14 protein-coding genes are annotated in these 15,863 nt (G+C 66.1%); 8 read left to right on the top strand and 6 right to left on the bottom strand.

All coding sequences use genetic code 11. The features are described 5' to 3' along the window. Positions 1–85: 85 nt before the first annotated feature. Both OXT71_04385 and murB read right to left on the bottom strand, forming a co-directional pair. Complete coding sequence (locus OXT71_04385; GenBank protein ID MDE2925618.1) at positions 86–1,378, bottom strand: UDP-N-acetylglucosamine 1-carboxyvinyltransferase; 1,293 nt, start codon at positions 1,376–1,378, stop codon at positions 86–88. After that, positions 1,369–2,328, bottom strand: a complete 960-nt coding sequence (gene murB, locus OXT71_04380) for a UDP-N-acetylmuramate dehydrogenase (protein ID MDE2925617.1) — start codon at positions 2,326–2,328, stop codon at positions 1,369–1,371. Before murB ends, OXT71_04385 begins: the two co-directional genes overlap by 10 nt. 107 nt (positions 2,329–2,435) lie before the next feature. Here murB and OXT71_04375 point away from each other — a divergent pair, with 107 nt between their 5' ends. From OXT71_04375 to OXT71_04350, 6 genes are read left to right on the top strand one after another with little or no spacing between them, the layout of a single operon-like run. Next, positions 2,436–2,951 (top strand): DinB family protein, encoded by a 516-nt coding sequence (locus tag OXT71_04375; protein MDE2925616.1) that lies wholly within the window; start codon positions 2,436–2,438, stop codon positions 2,949–2,951. Further along, a complete protein-coding gene (locus OXT71_04370; GenBank protein MDE2925615.1) occupies positions 2,948–4,261 on the top strand; it encodes a hypothetical protein in 1,314 nt (437 codons plus the stop codon). The genes OXT71_04375 and OXT71_04370 overlap by 4 nt, the downstream gene beginning before the upstream one ends. A 19-nt stretch (positions 4,262–4,280) precedes the next feature. Continuing rightward, a complete protein-coding gene (locus OXT71_04365; protein ID MDE2925614.1) occupies positions 4,281–5,978 on the top strand; it encodes a CehA/McbA family metallohydrolase in 1,698 nt (565 codons plus the stop codon). Beyond that, complete coding sequence (locus OXT71_04360) at positions 5,975–7,600, top strand: CehA/McbA family metallohydrolase (GenBank protein ID MDE2925613.1); 1,626 nt, start codon at positions 5,975–5,977, stop codon at positions 7,598–7,600. The genes OXT71_04365 and OXT71_04360 overlap by 4 nt, the downstream gene beginning before the upstream one ends. Positions 7,601–7,632: 32 nt before the next feature. Next, positions 7,633–8,301, top strand: coding sequence for a deoxyribonuclease V (nfi, locus tag OXT71_04355; GenBank protein ID MDE2925612.1), 669 nt, complete (start codon positions 7,633–7,635; stop codon positions 8,299–8,301). Between the two features lie 14 nt (positions 8,302–8,315). Beyond that, positions 8,316–9,590 carry a DUF6178 family protein gene (locus OXT71_04350; GenBank protein MDE2925611.1) on the top strand — a complete coding sequence of 425 codons (1,275 nt, stop codon included), beginning with the start codon at positions 8,316–8,318 and terminating at the stop codon, positions 9,588–9,590. Positions 9,591–9,621: 31 nt separating this feature from the next. Here OXT71_04350 and OXT71_04345 read toward each other — a convergent pair whose 3' ends face one another. Next, on the bottom strand, positions 9,622–11,166 hold the full coding sequence (locus OXT71_04345; protein ID MDE2925610.1) for a sodium/solute symporter: 1,545 nt from the start codon (positions 11,164–11,166) through the stop codon (positions 9,622–9,624). 148 nt (positions 11,167–11,314) lie between these two features. Here OXT71_04345 and OXT71_04340 point away from each other — a divergent pair, with 148 nt between their 5' ends. Next, a complete protein-coding gene (locus tag OXT71_04340; protein MDE2925609.1) occupies positions 11,315–12,265 on the top strand; it encodes a hypothetical protein in 951 nt (316 codons plus the stop codon). A 98-nt stretch (positions 12,266–12,363) separates the two neighbouring features. Here the strand turns inward: OXT71_04340 and OXT71_04335 are convergent, their stop codons facing one another. The 3 genes from OXT71_04335 to OXT71_04325 all read right to left on the bottom strand — a co-directional run bounded on the left by OXT71_04335 (position 12,364) and on the right by OXT71_04325 (position 14,841). Continuing rightward, a complete protein-coding gene (locus OXT71_04335; protein ID MDE2925608.1) occupies positions 12,364–12,573 on the bottom strand; it encodes a hypothetical protein in 210 nt (69 codons plus the stop codon). 72 nt (positions 12,574–12,645) lie between these two features. Then, positions 12,646–12,834 (bottom strand): type II toxin-antitoxin system HicB family antitoxin, encoded by a 189-nt coding sequence (locus OXT71_04330; protein MDE2925607.1) that lies wholly within the window; start codon positions 12,832–12,834, stop codon positions 12,646–12,648. A gap of 3 nt (positions 12,835–12,837) precedes the next feature. Then, positions 12,838–14,841, bottom strand: coding sequence for a YjhG/YagF family D-xylonate dehydratase (locus tag OXT71_04325; GenBank protein ID MDE2925606.1), 2,004 nt, complete (start codon positions 14,839–14,841; stop codon positions 12,838–12,840). Between the two features lie 157 nt (positions 14,842–14,998). Between OXT71_04325 and ehuB the strand changes: the two genes are divergently transcribed. Next, positions 14,999–15,856, top strand: coding sequence for an ectoine/hydroxyectoine ABC transporter substrate-binding protein EhuB (gene ehuB / locus OXT71_04320; GenBank protein ID MDE2925605.1), 858 nt, complete (start codon positions 14,999–15,001; stop codon positions 15,854–15,856). The last annotated feature ends 7 nt before the right edge of the window (positions 15,857–15,863 follow it).

Here is a 15,863-nt window from a genome sequence, read left to right as displayed (position 1 = left end):
CGGCGGGCGCAGGAACGGTCTCGGTGCTCGCGGGACTTTCACCACGGACTGTTAGAGTCTTGCGGAGGAGCATCCGGGACACCGGCTAGCTCTCGCCTCGGATCCGGGCGCCGACGCCGCGCAGCCTGCCCACCACGTTCTCGTAACCCCGCAGCACCACCTCGGCGTGCTCGATTCGCGTGTCTCCCTGGGCGCACAGGCCGGCTACCAGCAGCGCCATGCCGGCCCGGATGTCGGGAGACTCCAGTTGCTTGCCGCGGAGCCGGCGCGGGCCTTCCACCAGAACCCGATGCGGATCGCACATGGTGATCCGGGCGCCCATCCGCACCAGCTTGTCCACGAAGAACATCCGGGCCTCGTACATCCAGTCGTGGACCAGGCACAGGCCCTGGGCCTGAGTCGCCAACACGATCACCAGCGACACCAGGTCGGTGGGGAACAGCGGCCATGGACCGGCGGTGAGCTGCGAGGGACTGACCATTCTGGAGGCCTCGACCTGCAGACCTTCTTCGCAGTCCCGAAACTCGATTCCGAACCGCTCCAGAACGGGGATGACGCCCATGAGGTCCTGCTGCCCGACACCCAGGAGACGAACCGACCCGTGGGTCACGGCAGTGGCGATGGCCAGAGTGCCGGCGTCGATGTAGTCCGGCGGCACGTCGAATTCGATCTCCTCCCCCGGTTCGCCGACGCCGTTGAGCACCCGGTAGTAGAGGGGATGGAGCTCGATGCGGCAACCCAGATTCCGCAAGAAATCCACCACGGCCAGGACGTGCGGCTCGCGGGCCGGATTGCGGATCGTCCCGCCCCCCAATGCGGCGAACAGGATCAGGGCGTTCTCCGTGGCCGTGACCGACGCCTCCTCCAGGTAGACCACCGGGTCTTCCACCTGACGGCTCTTGAAGATGTCGATGGAGGAACTGTCCTCCCGAACCCGGAAGCCCGCTGCTTCCAGGACCGACCAGTGGACGTCGAAGGAGCGGCGTCCGATGGGACAGCCGCCGGGACTGACGCAGGAGACACGGTCGAAGGCGGCGGCCAAGGGACCCAGAAGCAGGATGGCGCCCCGGAGCTTCTCCACCAGATCGGCGGGAAGCTGCTCCGGTTTCAGACCGCTGGAGTCCAAGTGGAGGGTCTCTCCCTGCCACTCCGCCTCCACGCCCACGACCCGGACGAGCCGGAGGAGGTTCTCCACGTCGTCGATGCGGGGGACGCGGTTCAAAACCACCCGGGAACGGGCCAGCAGGGCGGCGCAGATCAGCGGCAGGGCGGCATTCTTGTTGCCCTGGACCGGGTAGTCGCCGTAGAGGGTGTATCCCCCCTCGATGAGGAACTTGCGTGTGGGCGCCCGGTGGGTGTCTATCGCGGTCAACGCCATTGGTTTGGACTGACGATCAGGATTTCCGGTTCCAACTCGATGTCGAATTTCTCACGGACCCGATTTGAATATTTCCGGGCCAGAGCCAGCATATCACGGCTGGCTGCGCCTTCTTCGTTGACGAACAGGTTGGCATGATGACTCGCGATCAGGGCGCCTCCCATCCGCCGCCCCCGGGCGCCCACCTCGTCCAGGAGTTTGCCGGCCGGTATCTTCCCGTAAAAAATGAAATCCTCGGGAATCCGGCTCAGACCCTGAGGATCGAGTTCGTCCGCGATCACGTTCTTGAAGAAGCTGCCCGGGCATTTCAGCCCCACCGGATACTTGGCCAGACGGGTGGCCAGAATCTGGTCCGAGACCGGCTGCAGAGGCTCCGAGGCCGCCTCCAGGGCCAGGGTGCAGGAGAGCAGAAACCACTCCCGACGCTCCTTGAAGCGGCTGTGGCGATAACGGAAGTCCAGGTCCGATGCGGGGAGGGTCGTCACCCCCTGCTCCGGCGACCAGAAGGACACCTCACGGATCCGGTCCCCGATCTCCTGCCCGTAGGCGCCCGCGTTGCCCACCACGGCTCCGGCCACGGTTCCGGGAATGCCGTAGAGGCGCTCCATCCCGGCCAGACCGAGCCGGTTGACCCAACGGATGGTCTCCCCCAGGTCCTCCCCTCCCGAGACCCGCACCTCGTTTCCGGCGCGCTCCCGTCCCCGGAGGCGATTCCGAATCACCAAGCCGTCGTATCCGGCGTCCGAAAAGAGGACGTTGCTTCCCGCTCCCAGGAATAGCACCGGCAGGCCCTGGCTCCGGGCCCAGTTCCAGGCGGTGTCCAGCAGTCCCGGGTCGCGCAGTTCCAGCAGCCAACGGCTGTTTCCTCCGATGGCCAGGGTGGTCAGGGGAGCCAGGGGGGCTTCCGGACGGAGTCCGAACTCGGCAGGCGGGGTGATCCGAACAGACATGATGTGTTTTCCGATTGACCCCTTTTCCGATCTTTGAGAGATTCTGCCGGAGAACGGCCTCGGCGGACAAGGTCCCCGGAGCCGCCGGCCCACGGAGGTGTCAAAAGATGTCCATCAGCGAAGCCTTGTTGCCCGAGTTCGACCAGGAGATGGACGGCGCCCGCAGGACCCTGGAGCGGGTTCCGGAAGACCGGTTCGACTGGAAACCCCACGCCAGGTCCGGGAGCATGATCTGGCTGGCGGGTCACCTGGCCAACATCCCCTATTGGGCCACCCTCACCATCCAGGAGGACGAGCTGGACCTCATGCCCGATGGGAAACCCCTCCCGCAACCCCCGGCTCCCACGAGTGTGGACCAGATGCTCGCCGAATTCGACCAGCACGTCCGGGAGGCGCGCGCCTCCATCGCCGGCGCCGACGACGCGGCCTTCCTGTTGCCCTGGTCGCTCCTCAAAAACGGCGTCACCATATTCAGCATGCCCAAAATCGCGGTATTGCGGAGCTTCGTCATGAATCACCTGATTCACCACCGCGCCCAACTGGGAGTCTACCTGCGCCTGAACGACATCCCGGTCCCCGCCCTCTACGGTCCCTCGGCCGACGAGAACCCGCCGGGAATGTGAATTTGGTTTCCCACCCCGCAGAAGACGGTTCCCCGGCCCGGAGTTGGGACCTTTCAACGCTGGCGACGGCCCGTTCCATCATCGATGAATTCAAGCGTCAGATGGACTTGGGACTGGCGGCGGACCGCTCCGGTTCCCTGGCCATGATCCGGACCTTCATTCCCAAAACGGCCCGTTTCCACCCCGGAACCTACGTGGGTCTGGACCTGAGCGGCACCAACTTCCGGGTAGTGGTGCTCTCGGTCGACCCGGATCAAAGTCTCGCCGGGAGCCCCCGAATCCGGGTCTTTCCCATTCCTTCGAAGCTCAAGGGGGGAGAGGCGGGTCACCAGGTCCATTCCCGGGACCTCTTTCGATTCCTCGCCGGCGGCATCGCCCGGACTTTGGAGGAGGAGGAGGTCGCCGCCTCCGGCCTCCGGGTGGGGTTCACCTTCGCCTTTCCCACCCGCATGGAGTCGGCGGACCGGGGCGTCCTCCTGAAATGGACCAAGGAGTGGGACCTGCCCGACCTGGTGGGACGGGATCCGGTCCCCGAACTGGCCCGGGCCTGCCGGGAGGCCGGTCTGCAAGGAGTGAAGGTCAACGTCCTGCTGAACGACACGGTGGGAACCTTGATCCTGGGATATTTCCAGGACCGCCGGACCCTCGCCGGGGGAATCCTGGGGACCGGAACCAACCTGGCCGCCTGGCTCGGGTCCACGGCCATCAATTTCGAGTGCGGCAACTTCGACTTCGGCCCGCTTCGGAACCGGGTCCTCACGCCCGTCGACCGGGACCTGGACTCGCGGTCCCGAAATCCGGGACAGCAACGGTTCGAGAAGATGGTGGCCGGCCGCTACCTGGGGGGGCTTCTTCGGCGGCTCTTGGCCGGGATCCATCCGCTGGGGAGCTTCGGAGAGCGGGGCGCCGTGGGCGCGGAGGACCTCTCGCACCTGGCGGCGGATGCGGGCGGCCTGCCCGAGACCCGCCGCTTCCTGGAAAGGTCGGGCGTGGTGGATAATGGCCTGGAGCAGCGGCGGCAGGCGGTCTCTCTGGCCCGGATGATCCTGAGGCGGTCGGCACAACTCAGTGCGCTGGCCATGATCGCCACGGCGGAGTGGGCCGATCCGGAGTTGGAGGATGACCACGTGATGACCGTGGACGGCTCGCTGTTCGAACACGCTCCAGGTTATCCGGAAGCCATGCGCCGGATGTTCCGAAATGTCCTCGGATCCCGGGCCGAACGGATAGAATGCCGTCTGGTCAAGGACGGGTCCGGAATCGGCGCCGCCCTGGCCTCTTCGGCAGTGGAAGCCCGGGCGGACGATTGACGCCCTTGGAGAAGCTGACATGACGAGCCCGACCCGTCCGGCCGTGAAACGACTCCGGATCCTGTTTCTGGGCAGCCTCCTGATCTCGTTCGCCTACTCCATGCAACTGAGCCGCCACCGTCAGATCGAAGTGCCGGCCCCGGCGCCTCCTCCTCCGGTGGAGGCCGGAGCCGACGCGGCGACCCTGAATCTGAAGATCGTGGAGCGAGGATCGGATACTCCCGTCAGCGCCACCGTGAGCGTCAACGGAGGAGCCGTCGAGGGTGAGGAGGCCTACCTGGAGCATTCGCTGAGGCGTTCGGCCAACCGGCACAAGGGACCGATCCGGTTCCGTCCGCTGAGCTACTACTTCTACACCGACGGCACCCTCAGCCTGAAGGTGCCGCCAGGACGATGCACGGTGGAGGTGCGCAAGGGCTACGAATACGTTCCGTCGCACCGCACCTTCGAACTGGATCCGGGGCAGATCCTGGACGCCACCGTCACCCTCTCCCGCTGGATCGACATGGCCGCTCTGGGCTGGTATTCCGGGGACACCCACATCCACTTCGACCGCACGGGAACCAATGACGACAGCCTGCTGACGCTGACCTCGGCCCGGGACATTCGCTACGCCTTCAGCCTCTCCATGAACACGCGGGGCTACTCGTTGGGCGGAGCTTTCGAGTCGTGGCATCAGGCCCACGGCCTGGGCGACGGCTCGATCCGCAATCGAGGCCCCTACTTCCTCACCTCCGGCCAGGAGTACCGGACCCGGACCCTGGGGCATGTGACCATCCTCATGGCCCGGGATTACGTCCCGGGAACCGGTCACACCCCGAACACCGACAGGGGGCCGTCGCTGGGGGTCATCGGCGACCAGGCTCGGGAACTGGGGGGAGTGATCGGTCTCAATCACGGCGGCTACACGCGCCTGGAGGCGGACTCCCTGGCTCTTTCGGGAAAGATGGACTTCCTGGAACTGCTCCAGTTCGGAGGGTATCGGGGGCTCGGTCTGGACGGGTGGTACGACTTCCTGAATCTTGGCTACCGCTGGCCCATGGCGGGCGCCTCCGACTACCCGGCCACCCGCGAATTGGGGGACTGCATCACTTATGTGCGGGCTTCCGAGCCCCCCACCCCCCGAGGGTTCATCGAGGGCCTGCTCCGGGGGGAAAGCTTCGCCACCTCCGGGCCCATGCTCCTGGTCACCGTCAACGGGAAGCGGCCGGGAGAGTCGATCCTGGCGAAGGAGAAAACCAGTTTGGAGCTGGAAGTGGAGATCCGAGTCTCCAGTCCCCTTTATCCGGTCCGATACGTGGACCTGATCCGGAACGGACGCGTTGTGTCGCGGGCCTTCGCCGCCGAGGGCCGATCCCACTGGGAACTGAGCCGCAGGATCGAAGCCTCTTCCAGCGGCTGGGTGGCGGTGAGGGCTTATTCCGACGCCGGGACCGAAGCCCACACCAATCCCGTCTACGTCTATCTCGACGGCAAGCTCCCCTTTGACGACGACGCCTGCGGCCAGATTCTGGCCCGGCTGGATTCCTCCCTCCGCGCCATTCCCGCAAAGAGCGTGCTGGCCCGGGTCCGGACCCTCCGGGACCGGCTGGCCCGCTACCGGGATACCGGCGATCCGCAAGGCTTGGCGCTACCCTCCGCCGCCCGGATCGCAGAGGCTGAAGCAAGCCGGTCCGCCGCGGGGCCGGTCGCCGCAAAAGGAGCGGCATCGAGATGAGCCGACCCGGCCGGATACGCCTGAGGCTGATTCTTCCCTTTGCGGGATTGCTGTTTCTGACCTTCGTCCACTCCATGCAGACGCGCCGCTACGCCCAGATCAGCGAGCACCGTCCCCTTCCGCCTCCCCTGCCCGATCCCGGCCCCGACGCCGCGACGCTCCAGCTTCGGATCGTCGACGGGCGGACCGGCCGCCCGGTCAGCGCCACGGTCAGCATCAACGGAGGCACCCAGGAGCCCCGGCAGGATCCGTATCTCGCCTACTCGCTGCGGCGAACCAATGGAGAGCGCCAGGGGCCCATGAGGTTTCGGAAGCTCGACGATTACTTCTTCACCGACGGCTCCGTCAGCGTCCGGGTCCCTCCCGGCCACTGCGTGGTGGAGGTGGGAAAAGGATACGAATACCAGCGCAGCCGGCGGGTGTTCCGGCTGGAGAAGAATGAGGTCCGCCAAGCCACCATCGCCGTGTCCCGCTGGATCGACATGGCGGAGCTGGGCTGGTACTCCGGCGACACCCACATCCACTTCGAGCGCGACGGAAGCAACGACGACCAACTGCTGGTGCTCACTTCCGCCAAGGACATCCGCTATGCCTACAGCCTGTCCATGAACACGGGCGGTTACGCCCTGGGCCGGGAGTTCGAATCGTGGCGCCAGGCCCACGGTCTGGGTCCGGCGTCGGAGGTCCGGCGGGGCGGCTATTTCCTGTCGTCGGGCCAGGAATACCGCAACTCCTCCATGGGGCACGTCACCGTCGTTTTGGCCAAGGATTACGTTCCGGCCGCAGGGTGGACCGCCGACGCCAACCTGGGCCCCTCACTGGCCGTCATCGGGGACCAAGCGAGGGAACTGGGGGGCTACATGGGTCTCAACCACGGCGGCTACTACCGCCTGGAGGCGGACTACGTGGGCCTGACCGGCAAGTCGGACTTCCTGGAATTGTTGCAACTGGGTGGTTACCGGGGCCTGGGTCTGGACGGCTGGTACGATTTCCTGAACCTCGGTTACCGCTGGCCCATCGTGGGCGCGTCCGATTTTCCCTACAGCCGGGAGCTGGGTGACAGCATCACCTACGTCTTCTCGGAGACGGAACCGACGCCGCGCGGCTTTATGGAGGGGGTGGTCCAGGGACGCAGCTTCGTGACCAGCGGCCCCATGCTGCTGGTCTCGGTCAACGGGAAGGGTCCCGGAAAGTCGCTTCACTTCCCCGGAGGAGAGCCCGTCGCCCTGGAGTTGGAGGCCCGGGTCCGGAGCCCGCTCTATCCGGTACGGACCCTGGAAATCATATGGAACGGCAGGGTCGTCTCCCGCTACTTCGACGCGGACGGACGAAGCATCTGGGACCATGCGGAAAGGCTTCAGGTCTCCGGGAGCGGATGGGTCGGTGTCAGGGCCTACGGAGATCCGGGGACCGAGGCTCACTCCAACCCGGTCTACGTCGACGTGGGCGGGCGGCTCCCCTTCGACGACGACGCCTGCGGGCAGATTCTGGCGCGCCTGGAAGGGTCCATCCGCTCGGCCCTGACTCCGGAGATCCGCGACCGGTACCGGGACATTCATGCCCGGTTGAAACGCTATCGGGATACCCGCGACGCAGAGGGGCTGGCCATTCCCCGGCGTTGAAGCGGTCCCCGATTCGACCCGGAGCCCGTTGCATGGAACCGCTGCACTCGTGGGACCTCACTCCAAAGGAGGCGGTCCAACTCCAGAAGCGGCTCCGCTCCCGCATCCATACTGACCTTCCCTTGCCTGAGCCGGAAAAAATCGCCGGCGTGGACGTCGGTTACAGCCGCCCGCTCGGCCTCTCCGTCGCCACCGTCGCGGTCCTTGCCTTCCCCTCCCTGGAACTCGTGGAATCGGCGGTGGCCACCACACCCACGCCCTTTCCCTACGTCCCCGGATTGCTGAGCTTTCGGGAACTGCCTCCGATCCTGAAGGCCCTGGACCGGCTCTCGGCGCCGCCGGAGATGATCCTGGTGGACGGTCACGGACGGGCTCATCCCCGGCGATTCGGAATCGCCTGCCATCTGGGCCTGTGGCTCGGGATTCCCACCATCGGCGTGGGCAAAACCCGCCTCTGCGGCAAATACGAGGAGCCGGAGTTGACCAAGGGATCGCTCAGTCCCCTGTTGGACGGACGCGAACTGCTGGGCGTGGTCCTGCGCACCCGCACCGGGGTCCGGCCCGTCTTCGTCTCGGTGGGATACGGGCTGCCCCTGGAAGCCTGCGTGAACTGGACGCGGGCCGTCACCCCCCGCTACCGGCTCCCGGAGCCGATCCGGCAAGCCCACAACCTGGCGGCCAAACAGACCGGGAGCCGGTAACGCTCTCCCGTATAATGACGAACGTGACTGATCAGGATCCGAAAGCATCCGCCCTGGCTTCCGTGGGGCTCCGCCGTCCTTCCGAACTCATCTACCGGACCTGCTACGCCCCGGTGGACCTGGCCGGTCTTCTGGAGACGGCGGAGAACCGCTCCCGGATTCGGCGCCTTTCCGTCCCCCAGCTTTACTTCGGACTCAAGGAGTTGGGCGAGCACCGGATCCAGGCGCTGTTGCCCCACATCACCGAGGCGCAGTGGCAGGGCGTTCTGGACCTGGACCTCTGGAACCGCGACCGCGCCAACGCTGGGAAGTTCCTCTTCTGGGCGGCACAGATCATCCAAACCGAGAACCCGGTGGCCGCCAAAATCGTCCGGGGCACCGACCGGCAACTCCTGGAACTCTGGCTCAAACGCCGGATCAGGTTCGAGGAGATCGTGGACGACGATCCGGGTCCCGCTCCAGACGGGGACTTCATGGAAACCCCGGACCGCTCCTACCTGGTCCAGTTGCCCAGGAATCCGGAGGAATCCCGGCTCGCCCGCGCCCTGCTTTTGAAGCTGTACGAGCTGGGCCCGGAGGAGACCCGCCTCTGGATCCAGGAATCCCGCTACCGCACCTCCATCGAACTGGAGGAGGCCGCCTATCAGAATCGGAAACGGCGGATCGAGGACCTGGGTTTCCAGGATTACTTCGACGCCCTGGACGTGTATGCCTATCTGCCTCCGGGGACGCCGCTTCCGGAGAAAATGCGCGACCAACTGCGAGCCGTCGGCACCCTGCCCTCACCAGTGGCCCGGATGAAGCAGGGTCCCCTCCTCCTTTTCCAGGCCATGGCCGCCTTCGCCCGGCCCCACGAGCTGGAACCGCTGTTGGAGGAGCTGTTCTTCGTCTGCAACAAGATCCTCTCCGCCGACCGGATCCCTCCCAACCGGACCTCCCGGGTCAAGCGGGCCATCCGCAAGGCGCTCACCGGCATCAACCTGGGACTGGAGGTCTGGGCCGAAGGAGACTTGAACCGGGCCCGGGACGGACTCGGGCGCCACTACCTGCAATCCTTCTTCCACACCGGCTACAGCCGGTTGGTGGAACTGCGCGACCGGGCCCGAAAGATCCGGGCCCGGGACTCCCTCGAAGCCGGGTCGCCGTTGGCTGACGCCCTGGCGGAACTGTCCCGGAACTATCCGCTCCTGCTGGTGGAGATCCGGGAAAAGCGGCGGCGGCGGTTCCTCAAGAACCGGTCGGACCTGGAACGGGCCGACCGGTACCTGGAGGCGGCCCAGGTACCGTAGGGACACCCCTCGTGGGCGCCCACTCTTCGTCCTAACCTGACGGTCGCTTTTTCTGAGTCCAGACGGTGAGATTCGTCAGGTCCCGGACCGGGCTCTTCCGCGGGAGCCAGCTGATCAGGTATCCCAGTCCCAGCAGTGCCAGGTTGGCCAGGACGATGATCCAGAACCGGTCGGGAAAGAACCCGGCCAGCGCCGGCCAGATTCGGGCGCCCGTCTCGCTGCCCACGAAGACCCAGAGACAGACACCGGCCACGACGAAGACGGTGGCCGCGGCGGCCGACCGGCTGTCCACCCGGCGAGTGAGGAAACCCAGCAGGAAGAGTCCCAGCAGTCCGCCGCTGAGAATGGACATGAGGAGGCTCTGGAGGTCCATCAGGGTCTCGGTGCGGGTGAGGTAGATGGTCAGCGCAGCACCGATCATGACCGCCCCGAAGACCACCGAGAGCCAGCGGCCCACCGTGACGTAGTGCGCCTCGTCCCGATCCGGCGCCACCAGCCGCCGGTAGAAGTCGGTGGTCACGGTGGCGGAGGAGGCGTTGATGCTGGAGTCGAGGGTGGACATGGCCGCGGCCAGCAGACCCGAAACGATCAGCCCGGCCAGACCGGCCGGCATCTGGGTGAGGATGAAGAAGGGAAAGACCTGCTCGGGCGCCATACCGGACAACTCCGGGGCCGGGAAGTGATTGTAGAAGACGTAGAGGGCGGTTCCCACGAAGGTGAAATAGCACCAGACCGAAATCGTGGAGAAGGCGCCCAGGATGACCCCTTTCCGGGCTTCGCGGTCCGTCTTCATGGCGGAGTAGCGTTGGACCGTCATCTGGTCGGTGCTCATGATCTGGAGGAAGAGGAAGAAGTAGAGCAGCGTCGTGACCCAGAGCGTCTTCTCGTCCCAGGAGAAATGGGTGTCTCCGATGGAGAATTTCCCGGCCGCAGACGCCTCGGTCAGGATCTGCTCCAACCCTCCCGGAAGGAGCGTGGCCACCACCGGCACGCACAGGAGCCCGCCTCCCACCAGGGCCACCCCCTGGAGCACATCGGTCCAGATCACCGCCTCCAGTCCGCCGGCCGTGGTGTAGAAGGCCACCAGGACGCCGAAGACCACGATGATGAGGGGGAGCGGAAATCCGCTGAGGGTCTCGATGGCCAGCGAGACGGCGTAGAGGATGACCCCCAGACGGAACACCTGGAAGAGGATGAAACCGGCGCCGGCGTAGAGCCGGGCCCAGGTGCCGAAGCGGCGCTCCAGGTAGGCGTAGGCCGACGGGAACCGGCCGGCCCGGAAGAAGGGCATGAACAGAAACAGCGCCGCAAGGTTGGCGATGAGGTAGGTCATGTGCCCGGGGACGTAACGCCAGTCCCCCTGGTAGGCGAACCCGGGCATGGCCAGGAAGGTCATGGAACTGATGATGGTGGACATCAGGGAGATCCCCACCACCCAACCGGGCATGCTGCGGCCGGCCAGGAAGTAGGCCTCCGACGACTTGCTGCGGCGGGAGGTGTAGATCCCGATGGCGATCATGGCTCCCAGGTTCAGGCAGATGACCACAAAATCGGGCCACCTCAGATAGTGCAGCATCGGATGGATTTCTCCGTGAGAAGTCGAAACTCTATCGAAATCCCGGCATCAGGCCAAGTCACGACGAATCACGATGGCGTGGACCTCGCGAGGCCGGAGAACTGCTTCAACGACGGAACTGCGGTATCATGGCCGCCGCAAAATGGACATGGATGCGTTTCGAGCCTTCTTGAACCTGCATGACGAACCGGCATGGGACGAAGTGCTGGCGGACCTGGAGCCCTCGCTTCATCCCGTGGATCGGGAAGCGACCCGGATCTGGTTCGGCTTCTGGCCTCTGAAACTCCAGCGGATCCTGCGGGAGTCCACCGACGAGGCGGCAACGGCGCAGCAGTATCTCCTGGACGGCCGCTACCGGCTGGAGCACCAGTTGGACGAGTCCGTCGACTTCCTGTTCGGATCGATTTACTGGGACCGGGTCAAGGCGGCCCTTCTGGAGCGGAGTGAATCGGCTCCCGGCCGGATCCTGGAGAGCCTCGGGAGCGAGATTCGCAGTTTGGCGGGCGGCGTCGCGTCTCAACTCAAGGTTGAGGCATCGCTCCTGCTGGGAATCTCAGCGGTCGGTTTCATGGCCTTCCAGCAAGTGGGCGAGCAACCCTTCAGAAACGGCTCCGCTTCCGGATCGTCCCGCACCAAGCGGCCCAACCCGGAAAAGATCCTCAAACAGCGATCCCGAACGACGAGTCAGGGCCTCTTTGGTTTCCTCCGCACCGTGAACCGCAAGTTCACGGTCCGATTCGACGAATCGAAGCGGGACGCCGCCTTCTCCTGCATCGAGGGACAGGACCTGTCCTCCGCCTCCGCCGGGGATGACCGGGACTATCAGACCCGGGACCACCGGTGCATCGCCGGACCGATCCCGGCCGAATGCCGGGTCGCCTCATGCGGGTACTGCTGGATCGGCGTTCTGAGCGGCCGGGAGAAAATCGTCGAGGTGAGCGCACACGAGCGCCGGCGCCTGAATTACTTCGGGTACCTTGACTCCTCTTCCCACACCGAATCCCACCCCGTGATCCGGCTGGCCTGCCAGTCCAAGTGCTACGGGGACGTGACGGTCGTGGTCCCTCCCTGGAACGGGAGCCTGGACGGGCGTCGCTGATCCAGGATGGGCAGGACTCCCATCTTCAAAAGGAAGGGCCGTCGTCGCGAAGCAGTTGCGCGTAGCTCCGCGCCTCGTTGAAAAGTTGGCGGGTGTTCTCAACTGCCAACGGGCTCGCCTTCGGCGACGGGTTGAGTCAACTGCTCTTCACCGGCGCCGCCCCGCGCTTCCGCCGCTGCCTTCGCAGCTTCCTTGGCTTCGTATTCGGCTACCCTGCGCATCGCCGTTTTCCGTGCGCGGACGAGGGCGGCCATAATGCTCTTGGCCGATGGTTCGCCTTCTGGAAACCTGCCCGGCTGCTGGGTCATTTGTGGCCTCCCGGCATCTGTGGTTCGTTGCCTGGCACCTGATGCTGCTTACGCCAACGTCAGGCGCTTGTCCTAGGGTTCCGGCACGGGTCTTCCCAACTCCCGTGCCCTATCGATCCAGAATCGCATCGCTTCCTTGATGTTCTCCAGCGCGGACTCTTGATTGTCTCCATGCGCCATGCACCCGGGCAACTCGGGCGCCTCGGCGACGAAGGCTTGATCTTCGTTGTTCCAGTACAGAATGATCTCGTACTTGTACATTGGTCATCGGCCCCCAGCTTGTATTGGAGGATCAGCTCTCGAACCTGCCTCACCTTCTCCCATCGCCCGGCGGCCCGCCTCCAGGAGCTGGACGATCCGATCCACGTCGTAGACGCAACCCTGCCAGGCTCCGCCGCTGGCCGACTGGAGCGCCGCCCAGAGCCGGGTCTCAGCGGGCAGGCGGGGATGAGGGGCGAGCTCGGGATGCAGTTCCCTTCCCGCGAGAATTCCGTCGGCCTCAGACTCGGAGACCTCTTCCCCTTCGGGTCCCAGGAAGTTGATCCGGCCCTCCAGCCGCCGGCGGTCGATGACCAGTTCCAGCAGGTCCCCGTCCCGGACACGGCCGATGGGTCCGCCGGCCAACGCTTCCGGTCCCACATGGCCGATACAGGGGCCGGTGGACACTCCCGAGAAGCGGGCATCGGTGACGACGGGCACCGTCTTGCCCCAGGGAATGAACTTGAGGGCCGAGGTGACCTGGTAGATCTCCTCCATGCCGGTCCCTGAAGGTCCCAGGCCGGCCAGGACCAGGACGTCGCCCGACCGGATGGGCCGGGACCCCAGGCCCTTGATGGCCCTCACCGCCTCCCGCTCCGAGCAGAAGACCCGGGCCGGTCCGCGGTGCCGGTAGACCTGGCGCTCGTCCACCAGGCTGGGATCGATGGCGGTGGCCTTGATCACCGAACCCTCGGGCGCCAGATTCCCCGAAGGAAAGACGACGGTGCTGGTGAGTCCGTTCCGGCGGGCCGTCTCCGGGTCCATGATGATCCGGTCCACGTCCGCCTCGCCGGAATTCCGCAGGACCCGGCGGCTGTCCCGCCGCCTTCGGCTGTCCCGCCACCAGTCCAGCACCGTTCCCAGCTTCTCGCCCGTCGTGGTCCTCGCTTCCAGGTTCAGGAGGCCCAGGTCCCGAAGGTGGAGCATCACTTCCGGCACTCCGCCGGCCAGGAAGACCTGGATGGTGGGATGGTTGCGGGGCCCGTTGGGCAGGGCGTCCACGAGGCGGGGCGTGCTTCGGTTGACCCGGTTCCAGTCCTCGACCCGGGGCGGTTCCAGACCGGCGGCGTGCGCGATGGCCGGAATATGGAGCAACAGGTTGGTGGAGCCCCCAAAAGCCGCATGGACCAGCATGGCGTTTTCCAGAGCCGCCGGAGTCAGAATCCGGGACAGGGGCAGGCCGCGTTCCCTGAGCCGCATGAGCGCCAGGGCCGACCGCCGGGCCGCGTCCAGCCAGACCGGCTGCCCCGACGGACTCAGGGCCGTGTGAGGCAGAGCCATTCCCAGTCCCTCGGCCACCACCTGCGCGGTGGCCGCCGTCCCCAGAAACTGGCAGCCGCCTCCCGGAGAGGCGCAGGCCCGGCACCCCATGGCGGCGGCGTCCTGCAGGCTGATGAGTCCGTGGGCGAAACGGGCGCCGATGGTCTGGACCGTTCCCGCGTCTTCCCCGTTGGTGGGAGGCAGGGTCACGCCGCCGGGGACGATCAGTCCCGGCAACTCGGCGCAGCCCGCCAGCGCCATGAGGACGGCCGGCAACCCCTTGTCGCAGGTCCCGATTCCCAAGACGCCCTGCCGGGTCGGGAGGGACCTCACCAGCCGCCTCAGGACCACGGCAGCGTCGTTGCGGTAGGGGAGGCTGTCCATCATCCCCTCCGTCCCCTGGCTCCGGCCGTCGCAGGGATCGCTGCAATAGGCCGCATAGGGACGGGCCCCCTGGTCCCGGAAGACGCCGGCGGCGGCCGCCGCCAGCAGGCCGATCTCCCAATGCCCGGTGTGGTACCCCAGGGCCAGCGGAGTCCCATCGCTGTCCCGCAGGCCGCCCTGAGTGCTCACGATCAGGTAGGCGTCCCGGTCGACCTTGCCGGGACTCCAACCCATCCCCACGTCCTGGGTCCATCCGAAGAGGTTGCCGCTGGGCTCGTGAAGCAGCATCTCCTCAGTCAGGGGCAATTGGCCCTCCGGCCCCGCGCTCCGGGTCCGCACTCCGCCCCAGTCCAGATCCCGCCCCACGACGTCTTCAAACGAGAATTTCTTCGAGTCTCCCACGGGGAACCCAGTCTATCAGCCCCAAACCCGACTCTCGCGCACCGGCAGGTCCTCTTCTTTCCCTCTTTCCTCCTTTCCGCTCCGGAAGGTAGACTTCGGCCCGCCGGTCCGGACAGGATTCATGAAAACCCCTTTGGCCCTCTTTTTCTCTCTGTTGCCGTTTCTGCTGCTGGGTTGCTCCGCCGCAAACCCGCCGGGAGGCTTCGACGGGACCGGACCCGTCCGCATCGGCTACTCCAACGAGGCGCCGTTCGCCTACTACGACAACCGGACCGGACAACTGACGGGCGAGTCGGTGGAGGTGACGCGCCGGGTCCTGGAGTCAATGGGATACGACCGCATCGAGGGTGTCATCACCGAGTTCGCCTCTCTCATCCCGGGTCTCAAGGCGGGACGCTTCGACCTGATCGCCGCCGGCATGTGGATCCTGCCGCCCCGGTGCCGGGAGATCCTCTTTTCCGAACCCCTTTCCTGCATCCTCCAGGGAATGCTGGTGCGGGAGGGCAATCCGCTGAACCTCCACAGCTACGTGGACGTGACCCGGCATGCGAGCGCCCGGCTGGGGGTGGTGGCCGGAGGTGTGGAGCTCATGTTCGCCCGAGCCGCCGGCATTCCCGAGTCAAGGCTCTTCATCTTTCCGGACCAGCCCAGCGCCGTGGCCGGCCTCCAGGCCGGTCGGGTGGACGCCAATGCGGGGCCAGCGCCCGCCCACCGGGACCTGCTGCGCAAGCCCTCGGCCACGGGACTCGAGGCCATCGACCCGTTCGTGCAGCCCCGCGCAGCCGGACTCCCGGCCCGCACCTGCAGCGGGATCGGTTTCCGGAAAGAGGACAAGAGGCACCGGGACGAGTTCAACCGCCACCTCACCGCCTTCATCGGAACTCCCGAACACCTGGAGCTGATTCGCGCCTTCGGATTTACGGAAGCCGAGCTCCCCGCGGGAATGACGGCGGAAGAGCTCTGCGCGGTGGCTCGCTGATCTTTTT

The sequence above is a fragment of the Acidobacteriota bacterium genome (genome assembly GCA_028874215.1).
GTDB lineage: Bacteria > Acidobacteriota > UBA6911 > RPQK01 > JAJDTT01 > JAJDTT01.
Note: the sequence above shows the minus strand (reverse complement) of the source record. Positions and strands in the feature narration are given on the sequence as shown.